The 22,689-nt window shown below is 38.7% G+C and carries 21 protein-coding genes and 1 riboswitch; of the genes, 8 read left to right on the forward strand and 13 right to left on the reverse strand.

Annotated features, from left to right (window positions below; all coding sequences use genetic code 11):
* Positions 1–12 precede the first annotated feature (12 nt).
* From L8T27_RS23425 to L8T27_RS23440, 5 genes are all read right to left on the reverse strand, one after another.
* Positions 13–396 carry a VOC family protein gene (locus L8T27_RS23425; protein ID WP_233318256.1) on the reverse strand — a complete coding sequence of 128 codons (384 nt, stop codon included), beginning with the start codon at positions 394–396 and terminating at the stop codon, positions 13–15.
* Positions 397–495: 99 nt separating this feature from the next.
* On the reverse strand, positions 496–837 hold the full coding sequence (locus tag L8T27_RS28980) for a GerAB/ArcD/ProY family transporter (protein ID WP_481858862.1): 342 nt from the start codon (positions 835–837) through the stop codon (positions 496–498).
* Positions 834–1,619, reverse strand: a complete 786-nt coding sequence (locus L8T27_RS23430; protein WP_282581445.1) for a GerAB/ArcD/ProY family transporter — start codon at positions 1,617–1,619, stop codon at positions 834–836. Before L8T27_RS23430 ends, L8T27_RS28980 begins: the two co-directional genes overlap by 4 nt.
* Positions 1,620–1,644: 25 nt before the next feature.
* A complete protein-coding gene (locus tag L8T27_RS23435) occupies positions 1,645–2,829 on the reverse strand; it encodes a Ger(x)C family spore germination protein (protein ID WP_237943293.1) in 1,185 nt (394 codons plus the stop codon).
* The gene (locus tag L8T27_RS23440) at positions 2,756–4,303 is read right to left on the reverse strand and encodes a spore germination protein (protein ID WP_237943295.1); all 1,548 of its coding nucleotides are present in this window, start codon (positions 4,301–4,303) and stop codon (positions 2,756–2,758) included. Before L8T27_RS23440 ends, L8T27_RS23435 begins: the two co-directional genes overlap by 74 nt.
* Before the next feature lie 589 nt (positions 4,304–4,892).
* On the opposite strand from L8T27_RS23440, the gene L8T27_RS23445 reads away from it, so the two are divergent.
* The 5 genes from L8T27_RS23445 (at position 4,893) to L8T27_RS23465 (ending at position 10,141) form a co-directional block, all read left to right on the forward strand.
* The gene (locus L8T27_RS23445) at positions 4,893–5,438 is read left to right on the forward strand and encodes a TetR/AcrR family transcriptional regulator (protein ID WP_233318172.1); all 546 of its coding nucleotides are present in this window, start codon (positions 4,893–4,895) and stop codon (positions 5,436–5,438) included.
* Positions 5,439–5,726: 288 nt separating this feature from the next.
* Positions 5,727–6,581, forward strand: coding sequence for a Cof-type HAD-IIB family hydrolase (locus L8T27_RS23450; RefSeq protein WP_237943297.1), 855 nt, complete (start codon positions 5,727–5,729; stop codon positions 6,579–6,581).
* 44 nt (positions 6,582–6,625) lie between these two features.
* Positions 6,626–7,852 carry a sugar efflux transporter gene (locus L8T27_RS23455; protein WP_237943299.1) on the forward strand — a complete coding sequence of 409 codons (1,227 nt, stop codon included), beginning with the start codon at positions 6,626–6,628 and terminating at the stop codon, positions 7,850–7,852.
* 114 nt (positions 7,853–7,966) lie between these two features.
* Positions 7,967–9,421, forward strand: coding sequence for an ABC transporter permease (locus tag L8T27_RS23460; protein ID WP_233318178.1), 1,455 nt, complete (start codon positions 7,967–7,969; stop codon positions 9,419–9,421).
* A gap of 24 nt (positions 9,422–9,445) precedes the next feature.
* Entirely contained in the window at positions 9,446–10,141 is a 696-nt protein-coding gene (locus L8T27_RS23465) for an ABC transporter ATP-binding protein (protein WP_237943301.1), read from the forward strand.
* 56 nt (positions 10,142–10,197) lie between these two features.
* Here L8T27_RS23465 and L8T27_RS23470 read toward each other — a convergent pair whose 3' ends face one another.
* Complete coding sequence (locus tag L8T27_RS23470) at positions 10,198–10,905, reverse strand: GntR family transcriptional regulator (RefSeq protein ID WP_233318181.1); 708 nt, start codon at positions 10,903–10,905, stop codon at positions 10,198–10,200.
* Between the two features lie 151 nt (positions 10,906–11,056).
* Positions 11,057–12,466, reverse strand: coding sequence for a GH1 family beta-glucosidase (locus L8T27_RS23475; RefSeq protein ID WP_237943303.1), 1,410 nt, complete (start codon positions 12,464–12,466; stop codon positions 11,057–11,059).
* Between the two features lie 283 nt (positions 12,467–12,749).
* Between L8T27_RS23475 and L8T27_RS23480 the strand changes: the two genes are divergently transcribed.
* Positions 12,750–14,138, forward strand: coding sequence for a catalase (locus tag L8T27_RS23480; protein ID WP_481858863.1), 1,389 nt, complete (start codon positions 12,750–12,752; stop codon positions 14,136–14,138).
* Between the two features lie 36 nt (positions 14,139–14,174).
* Here L8T27_RS23480 and L8T27_RS23485 read toward each other — a convergent pair whose 3' ends face one another.
* Complete coding sequence (locus L8T27_RS23485; RefSeq protein WP_237943305.1) at positions 14,175–15,404, reverse strand: MFS transporter; 1,230 nt, start codon at positions 15,402–15,404, stop codon at positions 14,175–14,177.
* 122 nt (positions 15,405–15,526) lie between these two features.
* Here L8T27_RS23485 and L8T27_RS23490 point away from each other — a divergent pair, with 122 nt between their 5' ends.
* Positions 15,527–16,405 (forward strand): LysR family transcriptional regulator, encoded by an 879-nt coding sequence (locus L8T27_RS23490; RefSeq protein WP_233318187.1) that lies wholly within the window; start codon positions 15,527–15,529, stop codon positions 16,403–16,405.
* Between the two features lie 206 nt (positions 16,406–16,611).
* Here L8T27_RS23490 and L8T27_RS23495 read toward each other — a convergent pair whose 3' ends face one another.
* The 4 genes from L8T27_RS23495 to L8T27_RS23510 are packed head-to-tail and all read right to left on the reverse strand — an operon-like array spanning position 16,612 to position 20,384.
* Positions 16,612–17,811, reverse strand: a complete 1,200-nt coding sequence (locus L8T27_RS23495) for a M20 family metallopeptidase (RefSeq protein ID WP_237943307.1) — start codon at positions 17,809–17,811, stop codon at positions 16,612–16,614.
* Positions 17,812–17,822: 11 nt separating this feature from the next.
* Positions 17,823–18,680 carry a MetQ/NlpA family ABC transporter substrate-binding protein gene (locus L8T27_RS23500; RefSeq protein ID WP_233318190.1) on the reverse strand — a complete coding sequence of 286 codons (858 nt, stop codon included), beginning with the start codon at positions 18,678–18,680 and terminating at the stop codon, positions 17,823–17,825.
* A gap of 25 nt (positions 18,681–18,705) precedes the next feature.
* Entirely contained in the window at positions 18,706–19,368 is a 663-nt protein-coding gene (locus L8T27_RS23505; protein ID WP_237943309.1) for a methionine ABC transporter permease, read from the reverse strand.
* On the reverse strand, positions 19,365–20,384 hold the full coding sequence (locus tag L8T27_RS23510) for a methionine ABC transporter ATP-binding protein (RefSeq protein WP_233318194.1): 1,020 nt from the start codon (positions 20,382–20,384) through the stop codon (positions 19,365–19,367). Before L8T27_RS23510 ends, L8T27_RS23505 begins: the two co-directional genes overlap by 4 nt.
* Positions 20,385–20,477: 93 nt before the next feature.
* Positions 20,478–20,588, reverse strand: a riboswitch (SAM riboswitch).
* 332 nt (positions 20,589–20,920) lie between these two features.
* On the opposite strand from L8T27_RS23510, the gene L8T27_RS23515 reads away from it, so the two are divergent.
* Positions 20,921–21,112 (forward strand): hypothetical protein, encoded by a 192-nt coding sequence (locus L8T27_RS23515; protein ID WP_233318195.1) that lies wholly within the window; start codon positions 20,921–20,923, stop codon positions 21,110–21,112.
* Positions 21,113–21,169: 57 nt separating this feature from the next.
* On the opposite strand, the gene L8T27_RS23520 is transcribed toward L8T27_RS23515, so the two are convergent.
* The gene (locus L8T27_RS23520; protein ID WP_282581446.1) at positions 21,170–22,597 is read right to left on the reverse strand and encodes a sugar porter family MFS transporter; all 1,428 of its coding nucleotides are present in this window, start codon (positions 22,595–22,597) and stop codon (positions 21,170–21,172) included.
* Positions 22,598–22,689: the final 92 nt, after the last annotated feature.

Below are 22,689 nucleotides of genomic sequence, written 5' to 3' on the forward strand. Positions count from 1 at the left end.
AGTAAATGGCAGTTACTTCTCTATTATCTGAATAAGGTTACCGCATGTATCATTAAAAACAGCTATTGTGAATTCTCCCATTACTGTTGGTTCCATAGTAAATTCTATGCCACCGCCAAGTAATCGCAGATACTCTTTATGTATATCCGGAACGCCGAACATTGTGGCAGGAATGCCTTCTGCGTATATTTTCTGTTGATACTCTTTTGCCGCTGGATGGTTATTGGGTTCGAGTAACAACTCTGTACCATCTTGGTCTTCAGGTGACACAAGGGTGATCCACCTGAACTCTCCGACCGGCACATCCTCCTTTTTTACAAAACCAAGCTTTTCTGTATAAAACGTTAATGCCTTGTCTTGATCCTGGACAAAGATACTATTTACAATAATTCTCATCATGTATTCCTCCTTGATTAAAGTTTCTGATTTGTTTAGATTCTGCAAAGCCAGTATATTTCCTTCACACTGACGGTAATGTTTTTGAAAAACTTCATCCTAACTGTGAGTCTGCCTCAGTCTTTTTCTCTTTCTCCAAAGTAATTTTATTACTAAAAGGAATAAACATAAAATTGGCATAAACAGCTGAAAAAAAAGATGAATATATAACGGAACAATCTTTAAGCCAATAAAAAGATGAATACTGAAGTTTTTCATAAATACAACACTAATGATATAAACAGTCAGTAAGAATGGAATAATCATCTTCTGGTCTTTTTTTATTTTAAATATCCCTGCAAGCCCCTGTATTCCCGCAAATGAAAAAATACTGATTTTTATAAGGCCGCCGATTGTAAAAATTAACACAGCTAATAATTCCAAATGCCTAATAAAATTCAAAAATTAATATGCTCTATTGTTTTCATAAAAGGAAAGATAAAGAATTTAGCTAATTCTGCCGTTAAGAAGCCGATATTTAAAATAGATATGACCATAAGAATGAATCCAGAAATAAGGACCGCCAGCCAGCCGTGCTTTTGGAAGGAAGGAAAGGACTTTACATACTGATAATAACAAAGGAAAACGATTACTTCACCAAATGGAAAAGTGATTAAGGTCGGAAATACAGCTTTTATGATTGGGCTATAACCATTTTCTAAGATGGGCCTTAAATTGTTTAAGTCGAATTCTTCAAGGAAAAACATGGAGACGATAACCAACAGTAGAAAAGAAATCATCATTAAAGTTAAAGCTTCCGAAGATCTCCCCAATGTCTCTATTCCTAAATAGCAAACATATGCCACTAACAAAAGGATGGATAATTTAATAACCCAAGCTCTAACACTCCACAAAAGCACTTCATTAATAAAAAAAGCAAAATCAGCTGTCACCCTAGCAGCTAAATATAAAAAATACAGATAGTATAATCCAGCTAAAAAAATGCCCAACGGACGACTAAAAGCTTCCTGTAAAATATTTGTGAAGGTTTTGCTTGCACCGCCTGCTCTATATAAAGCTATATAACAGAAATGGATGGCTATCCCAATCAGCGTGCTTATCCCGATTGCAATCCAGGCATCTTTCCCCGCTTCCATTCCCATGCCTAATACTATAGAACTTCCCAACTGAAACAAAATAATCATGGATGCTAATTCTAATGATCCTATTCTTTTGATCTCCATATCATCCACCTCTTTTGCCCTTTAGTTAATTAGCTATATTAAGATCTCCAAAGTTCCGGACGATTACCTTTGTCTCAATAGCAAATGTTGAAGTGGCATATATTTCACTTTGCCAACTATCTTCAATTTCCTTCCAACTATCCTTATCGTCAATACGAAGTACATCCCCAAAACCGATAAAGTCGGCATTCATGGCTTGTGATTGAACAAGTAAGTCCTTTAAACCTTCTTCTATTTGTTTTTCCATCAGATCTTCCACTTTTTTTATTCCTGCTGGTTTTGAAATGTCCAGATCGCAATTTAATTCGTCTAAATCCCCTGTTACCTCTACTTTAATCGTAAATTTCGGTTTTCCCTTCGTTATCTTTCCATGGATAGCTGTTTTGGAGTGAATAATGGTTAACCCAAACTCCTCCTTATTGTCATCATTAGGACAATAAGAGCTGAAATAACTATGTTTTAACCTATCTTTTATTAAATAATACGCTCTACTTTGGTTATCATTTAACCAGCCAACCTTTTTGTCTTCATTTAAAAGCGTTAATCCTGAAAATTCTAGATATGATTTTGGTGCCGTTGATTCTAAGAGGGCTTTTTCTTCGGCTAAATGTTCCTTCCCATATAAAGAAATGGTAGGAATAATGGCCTCCTTTCCTCTTGAAAGAATGTCTGCCTTTACTTGGGTTGGATATACTCTTTGATGTGAGCCCCAGTTTTCCTCCGTATTTCTAAGAGCTTTTACAATTTCATTTCCAGGGATATCTTCCATAAATGAAACCACTTTCAATACATCATAGGCACTTATGTCTTTTGTAATTAGAATATCTAATATGGAAGATAATCCAGGCTCACGTAATATATAATTGAGCACATTATTTATACCTTTCGTTTCAGCTAATTCTTCCCCGATTACAATTAACTGGACTTGTGCAGGACTTAACTGTCTGGAAATTTTTTTTGAAACCATTTCAATTGCTTTTCCTATGCTTTTCGCTTTAGCTTCGTATACAATGACCGGCATTTTATCTGTTTGACTAATAGGAGGCTGCGGATTGATTACTTGCAAGGAAACAGCATAATTATCTGATTCCATGTCTATTCCTACTGCATAGACGAGCGCTATTTCATTTAACTCATTACGATTTATGTTGCCAAGAGAAAGTACCGCAAACAACGAAAGGAATATAATAATACCTAATGTTTTCATCATGCTTCCTGTCCTTTATTAGTCTCTTTTTTTTTCTAACAAATTCCTCATGCTGAAATTGATGCTTGTTAGAAAGTTTATCTAATGGAAAACGATAAATCGCATCCTTCTGATCCTTTAAGTTAAAAGGAAACAGTGGAGCAAAATAAGGTACACCAAATGAACGCAAATGATTTAAATGAAAAGTTAATGCTAAAGTAGCAAGAATGATTCCATATAAACCTAAAAAAGCAGCTATGATGATAAATCCGTACCTTAATGTCCGCACTGCAGTAGCCAATGTAATTATTGGAGCTACAAAACTAAATATATAGGACATGCTGACAACCAGTAATGTAGCTGGCTGTACTAAGCCAGCTTCAACAGCAGATTGACCAATTATTATGGTTCCAACAATTGATACAACCGAAACTAAGCCTTTCGGTAAACGCAATGCTCCTTCAATAATAATTTGAAACAGAAACATGAACAGCAGTAATTCCACCACTAAGGGCAATGGCTTACCTTCCCTTTGAGAAGCTAGACTCAATACTAAATCAAATGGCAGCAGGCCAGGATGATATGTAACAAATGCCAAGTAGTATGCTGGCAGATATATAGCCATTGCCAAGGCGAGTATTCGAAGCAGTCTTGTGACACCACCATTAACAAAATAATAATCATCAGGCGACTGCAGAAATTGCAGAAATAATGCCGGTACTACTAACGCATACGGTGACCCCTCAATCAGAATGCCAATTTTCCCATCGGTAATTTCACCTGTTACTACATCAGGCCGGTCCGTTGTCAACACTAGCGGAAACGGCGTGAGAAACTGGTCCCGTATATATTCTTCTATATAATTCGCATCCAATATCTTACTCGTTTCTATTTTTGCCAATCTATTATTTAATTCGGCCAATATCTCTTTATCGACGATATTGTCTAAATAGATAACACAGATATCAGTATTCGTTTCGCTGCCAAATGTATAATTTTCTAATCGCAGCTGTTCGTTTTTAAGAGCTTTTCTCATGATTGCTATATTTGTTGCTAAGTTTTCATTAAAGCCAATTAAAGGCCCTTTCGCAACACGTTGTCCCTCTGCTTCCGTTAAAGAACGTTCCTTCCAGCTAGAAGTGTCAACAACAAGCACATCCTCTATGTCTTCCAATAAAATCAAAGTCTTTCCATTCAGTAAGTCTTTTAGCGCGTCTTTATATAACTGGATAACCGCTACCGACTTTACCTGAATCATTTCTTTTTCCATAACTGCCATTAAGTTAATTACTTGTGTAGTTGGAGAAACCCGCTGTAAAGGTCTGATAATGAAATTTTCTATATCACTTTCATTTACAATACCTGCAATAAATACAAGAGAACAATTCAGCTTTTTATCGTTTAGATTTAATGTAATGGAGCGTATTATTAAGTCAGCTGGATCTCCTAAAGATTTCTTTATATTATTAACATTTATTTTCTTTAAGGTTTCCGCCATCCAAATATTCCTCCAAATAGTGATATATAAAGTAATTTTTACTAAATTGCTGCTTATTATGTAGAGTGTTTATTTGAAAACACAGACTTCATAGAAAAAGCGAACATGACTCATGAATGTCAAATTCGCTTTTTCAGTATTTATTCAGGTATAGCTTTTATGTACGTATCCCAGATTTAATGGAAATCGCCTCAGAGGTATTTATATCCTTTATTTCCCACTAGGTTATACCTTTGTTAAAATAGTTGGAATAATTATAGGTGTTGGGAATTGTTCTTCTGAAGAAAAGTTTTGTATTTCTCCTATTATATCTTCAACAGAATCAACATGCGCTGCAGTAATTCTATACTTCTAGCTATTCCATTTTACTGCAGGAAAGACAAATGACTTTTCCGTTTGTTCCATTATTCCTGTTCTAATGATTATAGTATTTTCATCTTGAGAACAGCGGCTGACTTTGCTCCATAAAAGTAAGACTGAAACAAGTGTATTTAAGGTTATTGACATTTTTAAACCTAAATAGTACTTATCCAACCATTTAATTTATCATATAATCATAGAGAGAATATTTTAGAGTGGTGAGGTAATTTTGGCTAAAATAGATAGAAGAATACTGAAATCACAAGAAGCAATAAAAAAAGCTCTTATAGAGTTAATGTCTGAAAAGAAGTTTGATGATGTTACCATCCAAGATATTTCTGACAGAGCAAATGTAAGCAGGGGGACTATTTATCTTCATTACTTAGATAAATATGATTTGCTGGAAAAGCTTATTGAAGAACATATTAATAATCTTCGGGAATTATGTGAAGCCACGGCAGATTCGGAATACAGTGAAGCTAATCTACCTTGGTTTAAATACCTCGAGAGCCATTATTTGTTTATTTCTACTATGCTTAAAAGCAAAGGTGCTCCTTATTTTCGCAGTCAATTTCATGAATTTCTTATAGAAGAATTTAAGGATGAAGTTGATACAGCTATTGCTAAAAATAAGGAATTAAATGAAGATGTTCTGCTTCAATTTATTGTGACATCGTACGCGGGTTTAGTGGAGTGGTGGGTTATAAATGACATGCCAATATCACCAGAGGAAATGGCATTGCAAGTGGGGATCTTATTAGATAGAAATCTTTAAGAGCAAAAATGGGTAACCTGGTGGTTACCCATTTTTGCATTACTAGCATGACATGGAAGCTGCATGTAACTTAATAAAACATGTGTAAAATTGTATCAATTGTTAATTTCACTTAATTTGTTTATTATTAAACATTTTGACAGAAATTGTTCAGTAACTCGTATTGACGATTCACGGTAAAAAAATGATAATGAATTACCAAGTCATATTGGTCTATATAAATCAATATTTTAATGATAACGTTTTCTTTATTGCTATTACAATTTCACAACGCAGGGAGAGAATTATATGAAGCTTATTGCACTTGATTTGGACGGTACTACGTTGAATTCAAAAAAAGAAATTAGTAACGAAACGATACAAGCAATCAGAAAAGCACAGGAACAAGGCCATATCGTTATGGCTTTAACAGGCCGATCAGCTACACCGGTTATATCTGAACTTGCTAAATATGATTTAGATTTACATGTTGGTGGAAATAACGGCACGGAAATATATGCTAATGGCCAATTAATAGAACTAACCTCTCTTCCCCTTCTTCAATGTCAAAAAATTATGTTAGAACTAGAAAAAGAATCAATGCCATATAAAGTCTGTACAAATATTCGTACATTTGCCCATAAAGACTGGCTTGATCGATATGAAAAAGTTTTGGCATCTGGTCTTGTCCCAAATGAGTATCTTGATCACAAGGATTACAAAATGTTCACAACACCTCCACATGTTTACGGTCAGTCATTCTTTCATAACCCTGAAGAAATACTAAATAATGAATCTACGGTTATAAAGTTTCTTATCCTAGGACTTGATCCGATTCAAAAAGATCGGTTGAGATCCCAATTAGAGTTAATTGAAGAAATTTATGTAGCCTCTTCTTCGCCATTCAATCTTGAAGTTACACATATTAACGGAAATAAAGGAAATGGCTTAAAAGCAATGGCACGCTTTTTTAATATTCCAATCGAAAATACAGTAGCTATCGGAGATGAAATAAATGATATACCTATGTTTCAGGCAGCTGGGCTGGCGATTGCCATGGGAAATGCCGAAGAAGAAGTAAAAAAGCATAGTGATATTACCACACTATCAAATGATGAAAATGGGGTGGCTTATGCTTTTGAAAAGTATATTTTAAATGATTAAGTGCTGCTAATTTTTCTGTAGTTATGTAAAGGTGGGGAAAAGAAATGCTGATACGTATAAAAAAACTATTCACAATCAAAGGGTATTGTCTTTTCATGGTTTGTATGCTGCTTGTCGGTACAGGAATTTCCATTACGATGCCGTACTTATCTCTGTATTCTACTGAGGAACTAGGAATGAGCGCAGGGGCATTTGGGGTCTTTATGGCTGTAAGCTCGCTGAGTGGTGTATTAATAAACTCTTTCATTGCAAAACGGTCAGATAGCGGGCTCAACCGAAAATTGGTGATAATCATAGCTATGCTTTCATCCGCTTTAGGTTATGTGTCTTACCTTCTATTTCATAACTATTTTCTGCTGTTATTAGTGGTTACTGTATTTAACGGATTAGGTGCTGCTGCGATGCCGCAAATCTTTGCTTTCGCACAGGAGTCGGCAAATGCAAGCAAGAGTGATGATAAAACATTTGCACTGTCTACTTTGCGTTCCCTTGTTTCATTAGGTTTTCTTATTGGGCCCCTAGGCGGGACGATTATTTTAGGATTGGCTGGTTATGAAGGGTTATTTCTTGGAACCTCTGTTATCTTTCTAATTATTGCATCTCTAGTATTCTTTTTTCTGAGCAATCAAAGGAACACTGTTTATACGAAAAGACATAATAAATTGCCAGTTCCCGCATCTTCTCTAAAAAACAAACAAATAAGATACCCCTTTATCGCCTTCATCCTTCTTTTTGCAGTAAATGCTATAAACGTAATTAACACACCACTGTTCATTGTGAACGAGCTGCACGGAAGTCACGCAGTTGTCGGAATTGTGGTCAGTGTTTGTGCAGGTTTAGAAATTCCTATTATGATTGGCCTCGGTGCTTTAGGAAAAAAAATATCCAATCATTCGTTAATGATTATTAGCTGTTTCATAGCCGGTGTTTACTACATTATTTTAGCAACTGCGTCTCATTCGTGGATTTTAATAGCAGCACAGCTCCTCCAAGCTGTTTTTGTAGCAATTGTTATGGGAAATGGGCTAAGTTATTTCACAGAATTGCTGCCCTCTTCTCCTGGAATATCAGCAACTATTTATTCTAATGGCTCTACCATTGGGAGATTAGTCGGAAATTTAGGTGGAGGATTTATTGCTACTTATATAGGATTTCGCTTTGTTAATCTAGTTTGTCTGCTGTTAGTGTTGCTATCCTTCTTCATCTTATGGAAAGCACGATTCCATAAGCAATCGGAAGTTACATTAGAGGAAAGTAATTCTGTATCATAATCTAGCAAACTTCCCTTCTAAGACAGGTTATCGCCTGTCTTTTTCCTTTTCACCAAGTTTTCACCATTTCTATATATAGTGGTGTTTGTGAAAAACAGATAAAGGAGAGAAAACATGAATTTTTTAAAACGAGCATTTTTAAGTGTTAAAGCTAGAAAGGGGAAAAGCCTGCTGCAGATTTTTGTATTTTCGGTTATTTGTGTACTCGTACTGGCAGGTTTATCTATTCAAACGGCGGCAAAAAAATCAAGTGATCTCGCGAGAAAGCAGCTCGGTGCCGATGTAACTTTACAGGTGGACATGGAGAAATTGCGTGAGCAGATGCAGTCACAATCTTCTGAGGATGGTGAACGAGTTAGATTCCAGTCTACGCCAATTGAAGTCAAAGCAGCAGAAGAACTAACAACATATAACCAAATTAAAGGCTATAATTTCTATTCATCAACTACTGGTTTAGCTTCTAGCTTTGATCCGATTGAAAATAGTACAAGTACTGAAACGGAGGAAGAAACAGAAACAGGAGAAGGTGTTGTCAGAATGGGCGGCGGTATGCAGGGAGATGTCAGTCTGCAAGGTGTAACCTTTACTGATTCCTATACTGATTTTATGGACAGCACGTCTGAAATTATAGATGGAGAGCATCTTACAGATGAAGATGTCGGCAAAAATGTAGCCGTAATCGAGCAGACTCTTGCGGAAGAAAATGATCTGCAGGTCGGTGATACGCTAACTGTCACAAACCCGCAAGATGATTCCATTTCTATTGAGCTAGAAATCAAAGGTATTTACGCTACCACTTCCACTGGCTCTGACCAAGCAATGGACTTTACTGCCATGATTCCTTATAACAAAATTTATGTTCCATATACAGCTGCATCTGACCTGAAAGGCGCGGATTATGAAGGTACGATTGATAATGCTGTTTATTATATTGATGATCCAGCTGACATGGAAGCATTCGTTGCTCAAGCTAAATCGGAAAGCAGCATTGATTTTGATTCATTCAAACTGGATGCAAACGATGACCTTTATCAACAAATGGTAGGTCCAATTGAAAATGTTGCAAGTTTCTCGAAAAATATTGTTTATCTAGTTTCCATTGCCGGCGCCATCATCTTAGGGTTGATTGTAATGATGTCCATTAGGGAGAGAAAATACGAAATGGGTGTGCTGCTTGCACTAGGTGAACAGCGCTGGAAGCTAGCAGGTCAATTTATCGTCGAAATTCTTTTAGTGGCCGTTCTGTCACTTGGCATTGCAACAGTAAGCGGGAATGCCGTTGCTGGCAAAGTTAGTGATCAACTGCTGAGCCAAGAAATTGCTTCAAGTGAGACAAGTACCACACCAGAATCCTTCAGAGGCGGCGGCGGTTTCGGCAAAGTCATGACATCGACTGCAGCTTCAACAGCTGGCGTTGAAACGATTGATGAGCTGGATGTCAGCGCAACAGGTCAGGACCTAGGATTATTAGCGATGATTGGTGCATTAATTGCCGTTATTTCAGCCTTGCTGCCATCCTTGTCCGTACTGAGGCTGCAGCCTAAAACTATCTTAAGCAAACAGGATTAACATTGATTGATGGGAGATGGAGTAATGAGTTCATTATTAGAATTACAGAATATCAGTTACTGGTATAAACATGAAAACAAGAAAGTCGATATTTTAAAGAATATAAATGTAGCATTTGACAGAGGGATTTTCTATACGATTATTGGCCCTTCAGGCTCAGGAAAGACTACTTTCCTTGCCCTTGCAAGCGCCCTTGATGTGCCTAAGGAAGGTGCAGTTCTGTATGAAGGAAAAGACATAAAAAAAATCGGACTCACCAAGTTTCGCAATAAGTATGTCTCAATTGTTTTCCAATCGTATAATCTTTTGCCTTATATGACAGCCTTGCAAAATGTGACAACAGCTATGGAAATTACAGGATCAAGTCATAAAAACAAAAAAGTATATGCCCTAGAAATGCTTACAAAAATGGGTATTACTGCTGAACAAGCCGGTCAAAAGGTTCTAACATTAAGCGGCGGTCAGCAGCAGCGTGTCTCTATTGCCAGAGCGCTTTGCTGCGATGCAGACCTTATTGTGGCAGACGAGCCTACAGGGAATCTGGATGAAACAACCGCTCAAGAAATTGTTGGAATCCTGAAGGATCTTGCCCATAATGAAGGAAAATGTGTGGTTGTCGTCACACATGATCAGAATATTGCCCAAAAATCAGATGTTGTTGTAAAGCTGTCTAAAGGAAGCTTCACTGTAACTTCTAACAAGGAAGCAGTCCACATTTAACCGTAAAAAAGTACATCCTGTTGTAATGGATGTACTTTTTTGCTATTTAAAGGTATTCACTTAAAACTAACCCTATCCAGGATTTTTGCTTTTTGATAATGAAAGATAGATTTAGACAACTCAAATATATTGCCGTTCGTAAGCGATACGGTATTTTCTATAATTAACCCAGGGTCTCCCGCGTTCAGGTTAAGCAAAAAGGCGGTTTCCTCATCCATTAATTCACAATTGATAACTTTGTCGGCAAACCCGATGTTCAGTCTTAAGTCATCAATTAAATAGGTGTAGATAGATTGGATGGCAATATCCTTATTTAAATAAGGAACGATGTCTTTTTTAAAGTAGCTGAGTTCAATCGAGAAAGGTTCTTCATTTACTATTCGGATGCGTTTTGTATAATACAATTTTGTGCCAGGTTCGCATTGCATCCTATTTGCAACCTCTTCTTCTGCTTCTATAACACGAAGCTCCAGTATTTTCGTTTCGATTGTTTTCGCTGACAAATCCTTTGTCAGTCCCCGCAGACTGCCTAGATTAATATAATCTGTTTCCGACTTTTTCCTTAAAAACATGCCGCTCCCCTGCACCTGATAAATATATCCCCGATTGACTAGCTGGGTAACAGCTTTCCTGACCGTGCTTCTGCTTACCTCAAATTGTTTTGCCAACTCTTCCTCAGTCGGCAGCTTATTAGATGCATCAAATATGCCTTCTCTAATATCCTTTTCTAAAGAATCTGCTATCTCTCTATATTTGACTGCCATATTATCTCCTTTAAAAAATATGTAATAATTGGTTATGGTTCTATTGTAAACAATAACCTCCTTGATTAAAATGAAAATGTAATAAATTGGAGTTTAAGCATGTAGAAAAAAACCTCCTAACATAATTAGGAGGTTTCGTTCGTCCTATTTCTTACAGCTCTTCTCCCCTCGTTTCAATAATATGCTTGTACCAATGAAACGAGAGCTTTTTCTTTCTGTTCAGATTGTCAGAATGGTCCACATAAATAAAGCCATACTGCTTCTTGTATCCGTTTAGCCAGCTTAATAAATCAATGACTGACCATGCATAATAGCCTTTTAAGTTAATGCCTTCGCTTATTGCAAGTTTGACAACCTTTAAATGCTCTTCGATATATTTTATTCTTGGAACATCCACTATTTCCCCATCAATAATTGGATCCTCATCACCAAGGCCATTTTCTGTGACATACATTTTTATATCGCCATAACGCCCTTTTAACATATGCAGCCCATCAAGAAAGCCTTGCGGCGAGATTTCCCAGCCCCATTTTGTATATGTTTTATCGTCCATTTTCACTGTGCGGTAATATCCGTCAAAGGAAGGATTTCCTGGTGCAAGAGTAGATGATTCCCGTGAATGTTCTACTGTTAGAGAACCTTCGGCGATTTTTTCAACACGAATTGGCTGGTAATAATTTAAGCCGATAAAGTCATTGTTTTCAGCATTACTTTTCAATGTGTTCAGCTCTTCTTCTGTCCAGGTTGGAGTCCAGCCTTTTTCCTCTAGTTGCTTAACGACATACGCAGGATATTCTCCTTTTAAAATCGGATCATAATACCAAAAAGTTTCATATTCATTCGCATGCTGAGCAGCTGCAATATTTTCTGGCTTTTCATCTACACTGTAGGCAGGTAAAAATACGTGAGTAATACCAATTTCGCCATATTGCTTTAAGCTTTTATACACTTCTACTGCTTTTGCATGGGCATAAAACACATAGTGTGTTGCTTGGAAGTATTTCTTTTCATCATTTGTAACGCCTGGCGGATGTGCACCTTTTAAGTAGCCTAATCCGGTAAACATAACTGTTTCGTTGAAGGTAATCCAGTGCTTTACACGATCACCAAATTCACGGAAGCAGATTTCAGCATATTTAACGAATGCATCCGCAGTGCGTCTGTTCGTCCAGCCGCCATCCTCTTCTAAAGTAATTGGCAAATCCCAATGATATAGTGTCACAAATGGTACAATTCCGTGTTTTAAACATTCATCAATCAGATTATTATAGAATTCCAAGCCTTTAGGATTTACCTCTCCGTCCCCGGTAGGCAATATTCTTGCCCATGATACAGAGAAACGGTATGATTCTAGCCCCATTTCGGCCATTAATTTAATATCTTCTTTGTAGCGGTGATAATGGTCAATAGCGACGTCTCCATTTGTTCCCTCGAAAGTCTTGCCTGGTATCTTCGAGAATACATCCCAGTTTGTCTTTCCTTTGCCATCTTCATTCCATGCTCCTTCCACCTGGTAAGAAGCAGATGCTGCACCAAATAAAAAATCATGTGGAAACTTCATTGTCGACCTCCATTTTATGCATACCTATTAAATTGTAAGATATATATTAAATTTGTACATACAAATTTAATATATCTATTATACCATGCTTTCTTCGTTTAGCAATCAGGGAAAAGAAGTCAGCTACTTACCTATTAATTTGGTTCAAGACATGTGCGAATATCCGTTTTTTCAGGTAAGAAGACAATTTATATCAGTCATATAGACGCTTTAAATGGAATAACTTGTATCGATATCATCGATAAACGGGTAATTATCTTCACGAACAACAGGGGGGATTATATTGAAAGATAATAATCATTTGAACAAAAGAAGTACCTCAAACAAAAAAGGCCGCAGCCCTGCAGATTGGCAAGGCGATTTACCTGGGGCGCTGCATTCAGAAACAGTCGGAGACAGAGGCCCTGTTCTTGAGCAGGATAATATTCTTCACGAAACTTTGGAAAACTTTATCCATGAAAAAATATTGGAGAGACCTGTACATGTGAAAGGTTACGGGGCTTTCGGCTATTTTCAAACCATCTATTCTATGAGTGAATATACAAAGCTTTGCTTTTTACAGGAGCCGGGGCAACAGGTCCCTGTTACTGTTCGGTTTTCCCTTGCAGTCAGCACAAAAGGCACACCAGACACATCTCGGAATGTGCGAGGATTTTCGACCAAATTTTATACAGATGAAGGGGTTTTTGATCTAATTTGCAACCATATTCCTGTCTTCTCTGTCCGAGATGCCATCCGCTTCCCTGAATCAATAAAAGCCTTTCTTCCCTCTCCTGTAAATAATTTGATTGATCCGGAACGGTTTTGGAGCTTTGTTGCACGGGCGCCTGAATCCATCCATTTCGTAGTAAGGTTATATTCAGATGCAGGGACAGTTAAAAGTTTGCGCCATATTCCCGGCCACAGTGTAAGTACATATGTGTGGAAAAATGCCCAAGGTGTGCGCCGCTATGTGAAATATCATTGGCTTCCGTCTTCCGGGATAAAGTTTATCGATAACAAAGAGGCAGCACATTGGAACGGTGCAGATCCTGATATTGCCGGTAAGGATTTGTTTTCTGCTATATCAAAAGGTAAGAAGGTAGAATATATCCTTTATGTACAGCTGATGAATACAAACGATGAGCAAAGTCTTCCATATGACCCGCTTGATGATACGAAGGTTTGGGATGAACAGCAGTATCCCCTTATCCCCGTCGGCCGCATGATATTAAACCGCAATCCAGACAACTATATGGAACAAGTGGAGAAAGTGGCTTTTTCTCCTTCGAATTTATTAGAAGGAGCCGAATTGTCTGATGATAAAATGCTGCAGGGCCGTTCCAATATATACTGGGACTCACAGCGGCGCCGGCTCGGTCCAGGATTCCGCGATTTACCGATAAATCAACAAAGTGAATGGGATACTTCCTCTCTTATTACAAGCGGCAAAGGAAGACAGGTAAGCGGCAGGCTTCAACGGAGCGATATCAAAAAGCAAGATGATTTCACACAGGCTGGACACTATTTTCATACCCTTCCACCTATCCAGCAAGACCATCTAGTCCAAAATCTTGCAAATGATCTTGCAGGAGTTTCGGATGAAACTAGAAGCACTGTTCTGCAATATTTATATAATGCCTCATCAACATTAGGTGGAAGGGTGCTAAAGCAAATTGAAAGCAATCAATAAACTGACACGACTAGGGTGCAGCCAGTCTAGCACCCTTTATTTGAAAATATGCAGCTGTTTCGACTTGGCTGCAGGTTTCGTGAATCCAGTGATTTTGAGAAGGGCTGCTGCGAGCACAATGCCGATAAAAGTAAACGCAATAACCATGATAACGATACCGCTCCAGCCAAGGTGAGACCATAAAACTCCGCCAAGTGTTCCACCCACGCTTGAACCTGTATAGTACAGAAACAAATACAAAGAAGAAGCTTGGGCTTTGTTAGCAGCTGCTCTCTGGCTGACCCAGCCACTCGCTATCGAATGGCCACCGAAAAAACCAAAAGTAGTCAGTGCTAAGCCCATTATCTTCCAGACCAAAAAGCCCACATGCAGTGTCAACAAAGCTCCTATTATAATTAGAAAGAGATTCGCAATTAAGATATAATGTCGTCCGTAGCGGTCCACAAGCCTGCCAATCCATATCGAACTGAACATGCCAATAATAAATAATAGAAAAATCCAGCTGACTACACCTTGCTGCAAAGAATATGGCTTACTTGTGAGCACATAGGCAATATAGTTAAACAGCGCTACATTGCTTCCAAGCAATAAAAAACCAAGACCATATAAACAAAGCAGTCCTGGATCCTTTAAGTGGTTTATTAGAGACCTGCCTAAAACGTTCATGTTAAGCTTACGCGCTTGAAAATTTCGAGAAGGCTGCAGAGTTAAGGCAAAAGAAAGAGTAGCAGCAATGCTTATTACCCCTATGCCGCCGATTGCAGCATGCCAGCTGAAAAATTCACTTAGAATACCTGAAATAATTCTTCCTCCCATTGCACCAACGGCGTTACCGCTAATATACAATCCCATCGCTTTTCCTAGACTTTTGGATTCCATTTCCTCACCAAGATATGCCATCGCCACTGAAGGCACTCCAGCCAAAACAATTCCCGTTAATGCCCGTAAGAAAAGCAAATAGTAATAATTGGCGCTGAACGCAGTCAGCAAACATAAAATGGAGGCAACCAGCATGGAGGCAACCATAACCGGTTTTCGCCCCCATACTTCTGATAATGATCCAAATAGGAGCATGCTTACGGCTAAGCAAATAGTTGCTACAGACAGAGCCAAACTTGCCATAGTAGCAGACAACTTAAATTCTGATGAAAATTCCTGCATTAATGGCTGTACACAATACAGAATGGCAAATGTGTTGAATCCTGCAGCAAAAAACGCAATGCTAGTTTTACGAAATAAAGGTGTTCCATAATTTATGTAAGCCATCTCTTTTGTACAACTCCCTCTATACTTTTTCCTCTTCATGTTAACACCTGCTAATAATGATGTATAATTCATAATAATCATATTTTCGATGCATATATGTAATAAGAGAAGGAGTTGTAATAATGGAATGGCAACAATTTGAATACTTCCGAACCCTCGCCCAAATGGAGCATGTCACAAAAGCTGCTGAAGCACTCTCTATTACACAGCCGGCATTAAGTCGCTCCATCGCACGATTTGAAGAAGAAATAGGGGCACCGCTATTTGAACGGCAAGGCCGTTCCATCAAGCTTAACAAATACGGCAGGCTGTTCTTAAAGCACGTTGACTCCATGATGCTGGAGTTTGAACTCGGAAAAAGAGAGATACACGAATTACTTGAACCTGGCAGAGGAACTGTTTCCTTTGGCTTTCTGCACACATTAAGCACTAATTTAATTCCTGATTTAATCGCTGCTTTTCGCAGTGAGTTTCCTGCTATTAATATAGCTTTAAAGCAAAACCCTTCGCACTCCTTATTAGAAGATATGCAAAAAGGAGAACTAGATTTTTGTCTAATAAGTCCTGTTGAAATACACACTCCTATTGCATGGTCCAAGCTTTTTAGTGAGCAGCTATTCGTTTACGTACCAAAGGCACATAACCTTGCACAGTCTAACAGTATAAGATTAGTTCAGCTAATAAATGAACCATTCATCCTGCTAAAAAAGGGGTACGCTATGCGAATCTTGACAGAGGCAATGTTTAAGGAAGCGGGAATTCAACCATTAATAGCTTTTGAGGGAGATGAACCAGACACGATTGCCGGCTTAGTCGCAGCAGGACTGGGGATATCCATCCTTCCTGATATGAAAGACACCAGCCTGAATCACTTGGTGAAAATACCGATTGATCCTCCTGATTACGAACGAATTATTGCTTTAGCCTGGGTAGATGGGCGATATCTTTCCCCTGCTTCCATCCAATTTAAAAATTTTATTTTCGATTTCTTTTCAACATAATATTTATAAAATATACAAAAAGGGTGCTCCAAAATAGGGAGCACCTAAAGAAATAATAATATGATGATGGATCCAAGCGCTATTGAAAGCTTCTTGAAACGAGAATGGACGATATCCTCAATATGATTATATGAATAATAGATTTTTAAGAAACGGCAAATGCCCAGAGCTTTTGTCTTTCCTAACAAGATTACATATTGATGTTATTAATTTTTCGCTTGTTTTGCTGTGTTAAAAGCTTTATTGACTTGATGAAGCAGCACAGAGTCCTTCAGCAAACGATAACCTGTTGCAGCAAGTGCCTTTGCTCCTTTAGTAATGGCTTCATTGCCAATACTAGAACGAGCCGCTTCTCTGAATTCATTTGTGTGTGCAATCAAATCATCTGGCCCTATTTTAATATGTCCGTGAGCAGTCGGAACTTCATAACTGATGTTTCCAGCATCGGTTGAACCTTTGCCTGTTGATTTTTCCACAGAAACAACTTCGCCAACCGCTTCTAGCTCCGTTTTAAGAATATCATCTAATACAGAATTAATGACAAAATCCTTTACCTCATTTTGGAATCTTTCCACTTTTACAGTCGCACCTGTTGCTAATGCAGCGCCATCTGCAATGGCACGAACTTTCACGGCAACCTCTTCCGTTTTTTTCCACGATTCAGCGCGGATAAAGAAGCGTGCAGATGCATATTCAGGAATAATATTAGGAGCATCGCCGCCATGTGTAATAATTCCATGTATCCGCACATCAGAAGTTAGCTGCTGCCTTAATGCGTTAATGCCGGTGAATAACTGGATGACAGCATCAAGCGCATTAATGCCTTTTTCAGGTGAGCCTGCAGCATGTGCGGCTTTTCCGTAAAAATGAAAATCTAGAGGATCAACAGCAAGTGTTTCACTCGTCAAGGAAGTTTTCCCAGCAGGATGGAGCATTAAGGCAACATCGACATCCTTTAAATAGCCATGTTTCACAAAGCTGCCTTTAGCACTTCCATTTGGTCCGCCTTCTTCTGCCGGTGTTCCGAGAACAAGGACACGGCCGCCTGTTTCTGACAGTGTTTCGGCAAGTGCAATTCCTGCGGCAACACTAGTTGTTCCAATAATGTTATGACCGCAAGCATGGCCAAGACCTGGTAGTGCATCATATTCTGCAAGGAAAGCAACTGTCGGACCAGACACCCCACTGTCCTTTACTGCGTAAAAGGAAGTTTCATGGCCAGCCACTCCTGTGTCTACTGCAAAACCCGCCTCTTCCAATAAATTTACTAAGGTTTTACTTGCAAAAAACTCTTGATTGCCGATTTCCGGTCTTGAATGAATCGCTTGACTGGTTTCTACATAAAGATCCTTATTGCTGTCAACAGAATGATTAATCACGTCTAAGCCATTGTACACTTTGCCCATTTTATCTCCTCCTACAATCCTTTAAATTGTTTCACTAAGTCTTCTTTCGGTGTGTCGACTACAATGGAGCCGCCGTTTGTATCTGCTTCGACCGCTTTTATCACGTCTTCTTCATGATAAATCTCGACTATGCGCTGGAATGTTTCATTATCAGCATCTTCTGCACGTGCTGCAAACACATTTACATATGGAAGAACACTTTCGTCATCCGCATTTTCTAAATAAATTGGATCCTTGACCGGATCGAATCCAGCCTGGCCAGCTACACCGTTATTAATTACAGATGCTGCCACATCTGGTAAGACACGTGGAGTCTGTTGTGCCACAACTGGGTAAATATCAAGGTCTTTCGGATTTTCCACAATTTTAGTTGGATCACCAAACAGTCCAAAGTCATCTGAAAGTTTGATTAATCCTGCAGATTCAAGCAGCTTTAATGCACGAGCCTGATTTGATGGATCATCAGGGATCGCAATCTTATCACCTTTTTTTAGTTCACTAACATCTTTAATTTTTTCAGAGTAAATTCCCATTGGAGCGATGACTGTAGCACCAATCGGTACTAAATCAGCATTATTTTCTTTTGCGAACTGGCTTAAGAAAGCAATATGCTGAAATGAGTTGATATCAATTTCCTTGTTAGCAAGCGCCTGGTTCGGAAGCGTATAATCTGAGAACTCAACTAGTTCTATTTCTATCCCTTCTTTTTCCGCCTTTTCTTTAACTAACGGCCATACCTCACCATCTGTGCCTGTTACCCCGATTTTTACTTTTACTGTTTTCGAATCTCCTGAAGCTGACTCATTTCCGCATGCTGCAAGTGCCCACACAGCAAGTAATACAACAAAAAGTTTCACTAATTTTTTCATGTTCTTTTCCCCTCTTCTTTTTTATTTATCTGCGCATAATTTTTCTAGATAATGTATTTCCAATCCATTGTGCAACCTGAACGAGCAAAATCAGGATGATAACTGTTACCAGCATGACACTGCCATCAAATCTCTGATAGCCGTACGTCATGGCAACATATCCTAATCCCCCGCCGCCAACAGTTCCTGCCATAGCGGAAAAATCTATTAAACTGATGGTCACAAAGGTTAAACCGAGAATCAGCGGTCCTAACGCTTCTGGTATTAACACAGTGAAGATGATTTGCAGCGGGCTTGCACCCATTGCCTTCGCTGCCTCAATGACACCAGGATCAATGCTGATAAGATTGTTTTCAACTACCCTAGCTATACCGAATGCAGCGGCAATCGTCATCGGGAAAATTGCTGCCCATGTACCGATTGTTGTTCCTACTATTGTCCGAGTGAGCGGGCTTATTGCTACTAGGAAAATAATGAAAGGTATCGGTCTGATAATGTTAATGAGTATATTCAGCAACTGAAATACAAGCTTATTTTCAAGAATATTTCCTTTTCTTGTTACAAATAAAAGTAAACCTATCAAAATACCCAGAATTGAACCAAAAATCAAAGTCATAATGACCATTAGAATGGTTTCGCCTGTCGAATCTACAATTCGTGGCCAAAACGTCGTCCAATCGACCTTCATTCTATAATCACCTCCTCAATTGTGACAGTCTTCTCTAATTCGGAAACGACTGTATGTATAGCTGTTGCTTCCCCTTCGAAGGAAACTAGTAAATTGCCGAAAAACTTCTCTTGCAGTTCTTGAACAGAGCCATAAACAATATTGACATCCACATTGTTCTTACGTGATATTTGTGAAAGCAATGGTGTATTCGCTAGTTCTCCTTTGAAAATAACTCGATAAAGATTATTTCCGCCACTCTGTTTCCATTGCTGAAGCAGCGAATCAGACGGACGATCTTGTTGAACGGATTGGATAAACCGTTTTGTTGTCGGATGCTGTGGATTTGTAAACGTATCAAACACATTGCCAGTTTCGATGACCTCACCGTTTTCCATAACAGCAACCTTGTCACATATAGTTTGGATGACATTCATCTCATGTGTTATAAGTAAAATGGTGATTCCAAACTCTTTATTTACCTTTTTTAAAAGCCGTAGAATGTCTGCCGTCGTGTCAGGATCCAATGCCGAAGTAGCTTCATCACAGATTAAGATATCCGGCGAATTAGCAAGTGCCCTCGCAATGCCGACCCGCTGCTTCTGTCCACCTGAAAGCTGTTCCGGATAGTCATTCGCTTTATCTGTCAGCCCAACAAATCTTAACAGCTCATCGACTCTTTCCTTTATTTCCGCCTTTGGCTTGCCTGCCAACTTTAAAGGATAAGCAATGTTACCAGCTACTGTTCTAGAGGTAAACAAGTTAAAGTTTTGAAAAATCATGCCGATTCGTCTTCTTAGTTTGCGTATTTCTTTTGCACTGAAGCTTGATAAATCTTCCCCTTGAATTTTAATTGATCCATTAGACGGGCTTTCCAACTGATTTACAAGTCTCAGCAATGTGCTTTTGCCCGCACCGCTAAAACCAATGATTCCGAAAATTTCTCCTTTCTGAATAGTTAAGGAAACATCTTTAACAGCTTCCACTTTCCTTTTGCCTAATACAAATGTTTTCGCCACTTGACTGAATTCAATCAATCTATTCACTCTCCTTTGCATTAATCAACAACAAAAAGCCCTCTTTTTTCCTATATCCAGAAGAAAAAAGAGGGCTTTAATTATAAATCCTCATTCTCATCTTTCAAATGTGTTGTCACACATTTGCAGGAGTTAGCACGGTGTTTATTAAACCCGTTGCCGAAACGTCATAGGGCCTGATCCCTCGGTTTCTCTGGATAAGAAGTGGTATATTCGGTTTTTGTTAGTTAAGATGTGTTTTACTATATTGCTAATTTTAAATAATGTCAACCGGATTTTTATAAAAAGTTAGAGTGAACAGGCAAAACATATGTTGAGTTCTCTCCTAAATATCATTCAATAAATTTGTAAATTATCTATATTTAGCAGGTATCTTCGTCTATTAGACAGTTGTCAGAACTCCCTTGTTACCAAGGTAAAAAAGTTTTCAAAAATATTTTTTTGGGTATATAATTAGCAGCCGAGTCTTAAAAAATACCTCATACTGAAGTCTCTTTATTTGAATTAGTAAGGAGGCATTTGTGGGAGGTGATTTTTTGAGAAAGGCAGTTGGAATACAAAATCTAATTGCTTACCTGCAATCGGTGAGCTATCCCCTTTCTGAGGAAGATGTCAACGGATTAATCAAGGCCAGAACCATTCCCCATCAACGGCTTATCGGGGATACGATGCTATTTAATCTGGACCATATTGATGCTTGGATCAAACAACAAGAAGCAGACAATTAAACTATTTTTCTATATGTAATTTGTGAAGAATCCCTGCTTTAGCAGGGATTCTTTATATTAACTAAATTCCTTGCTTTTAAAATTATCTTCAATTTCCTCCAAGGAAAGTCCCCTTGTCTCAGGCACAGCTTTAGCTACAAAAATCACACCTATAATGGCAAACAAGGCAAATAAGAAGAAGGTCGCAGAAAGTCCAATACCTGCAAGCAGTACAGGAAAGAACAATCCTACTAGAAAATTACAAAGCCATAAGAACAGCACTGCCAGCCCCATCCCTATTCCACGGAGCCGCATTGGGAAAATTTCCGCAAGGATAAGCCATACTAATGGAGCAATTGCACCTTGGAAAAACGCTAAATATAAGACTGTCATTGATAAAACGATGTATGGGAGCATTGCTGAACCCTCCAGGAAGTGTGCAGAAGTTCCAATGGAAATGAGAGCAACAGTAACGCCTATCAAGCCCGTAAGCAGCATGGGTCTTCTATTCACTTTGTTCAACAGCGACATGCCAACGATAACCGCAATCACAGCGATCAAGCCATTTGCGACATTGGCGATTAAAGCTGTTTTAGTGCCAAACCCAGCATTTTCAAGAATTTGGGTTCCGTAATACATGATAGAGTTGATGCCGACTAGCTGGGAAACTGATCCAAGCACAATTCTTATCCATACAATCCTTCGAATCCATGGAGTTCCTAAATCACGAAAACCCAGCTTTTTGTGCTTCTGTTCAGCAGAAAGATTTGCTTTTATCTCCTTCATTTCCTGCTCGGCAATGCTTTCTGTCCGAATTCTGTTAAGGATTTTTAGCGCTTCTGCCCATCTGCCCCTTGAAGCCAGCCACCTAGGACTTTCAGGCAGGATGAGCACACCAATCCACAAGGCAACTGCCGGTAATGTCGCAATAACTAGCATATATCGCCATACATGCCCTGTATCTCCAAATATATTTCCAATTAGAGCATTAAATATATATGCTAAAAATTGACCTGTAACGATCATTAATTCATTTTGGGTAACGAGCATTCCACGTCTGTCAGAGGGAGCCATCTCAGCCAAGTAAGAGGGAATTACAACAGAAGACCCGCCGACTGCTAGCCCGAGCAGAAAACGGAAACCAACCATAACAGCTGTGTTTGGTGCGATAACACAGCCAGCTGCAGAAAAGAAAAACAGCACAGCAAGATATAAGATAACCCTGCGACGGCCCTTCGTATCTGCCAGGCGGCCGCCAAAAATGGACCCAAAGGCTGCTCCTAATACTAATGAGCTTGCTACAAGCCCTTCTGTAAAAGGAGATAAATTTAATTGATCCTTGTCTGCCATAAAGGGGAGTGCCCCGTTTATGACCCCTGTATCATATCCAAATAAAAGTCCTCCAAATGTAGACACAATTGTTATGCGCTTCAGAAATTTTTTCGGATCTTTTTGCTGGTGAGGCTTTGCTTGAACGATTTGTTCAGACATCTTTATATTTGTCATACGGATTACTCCTTTATACAATATTGGAATTACGGTTGAGAGGTTTATCTCCAAACTATATAAAGCGCTTACATTTATAACCTGCTGCTGTT

It is taken from the genome of Niallia sp. Man26, from assembly GCF_022049065.2.
Classification (GTDB): Bacteria; Bacillota; Bacilli; order Bacillales; family Cytobacillaceae; genus Niallia.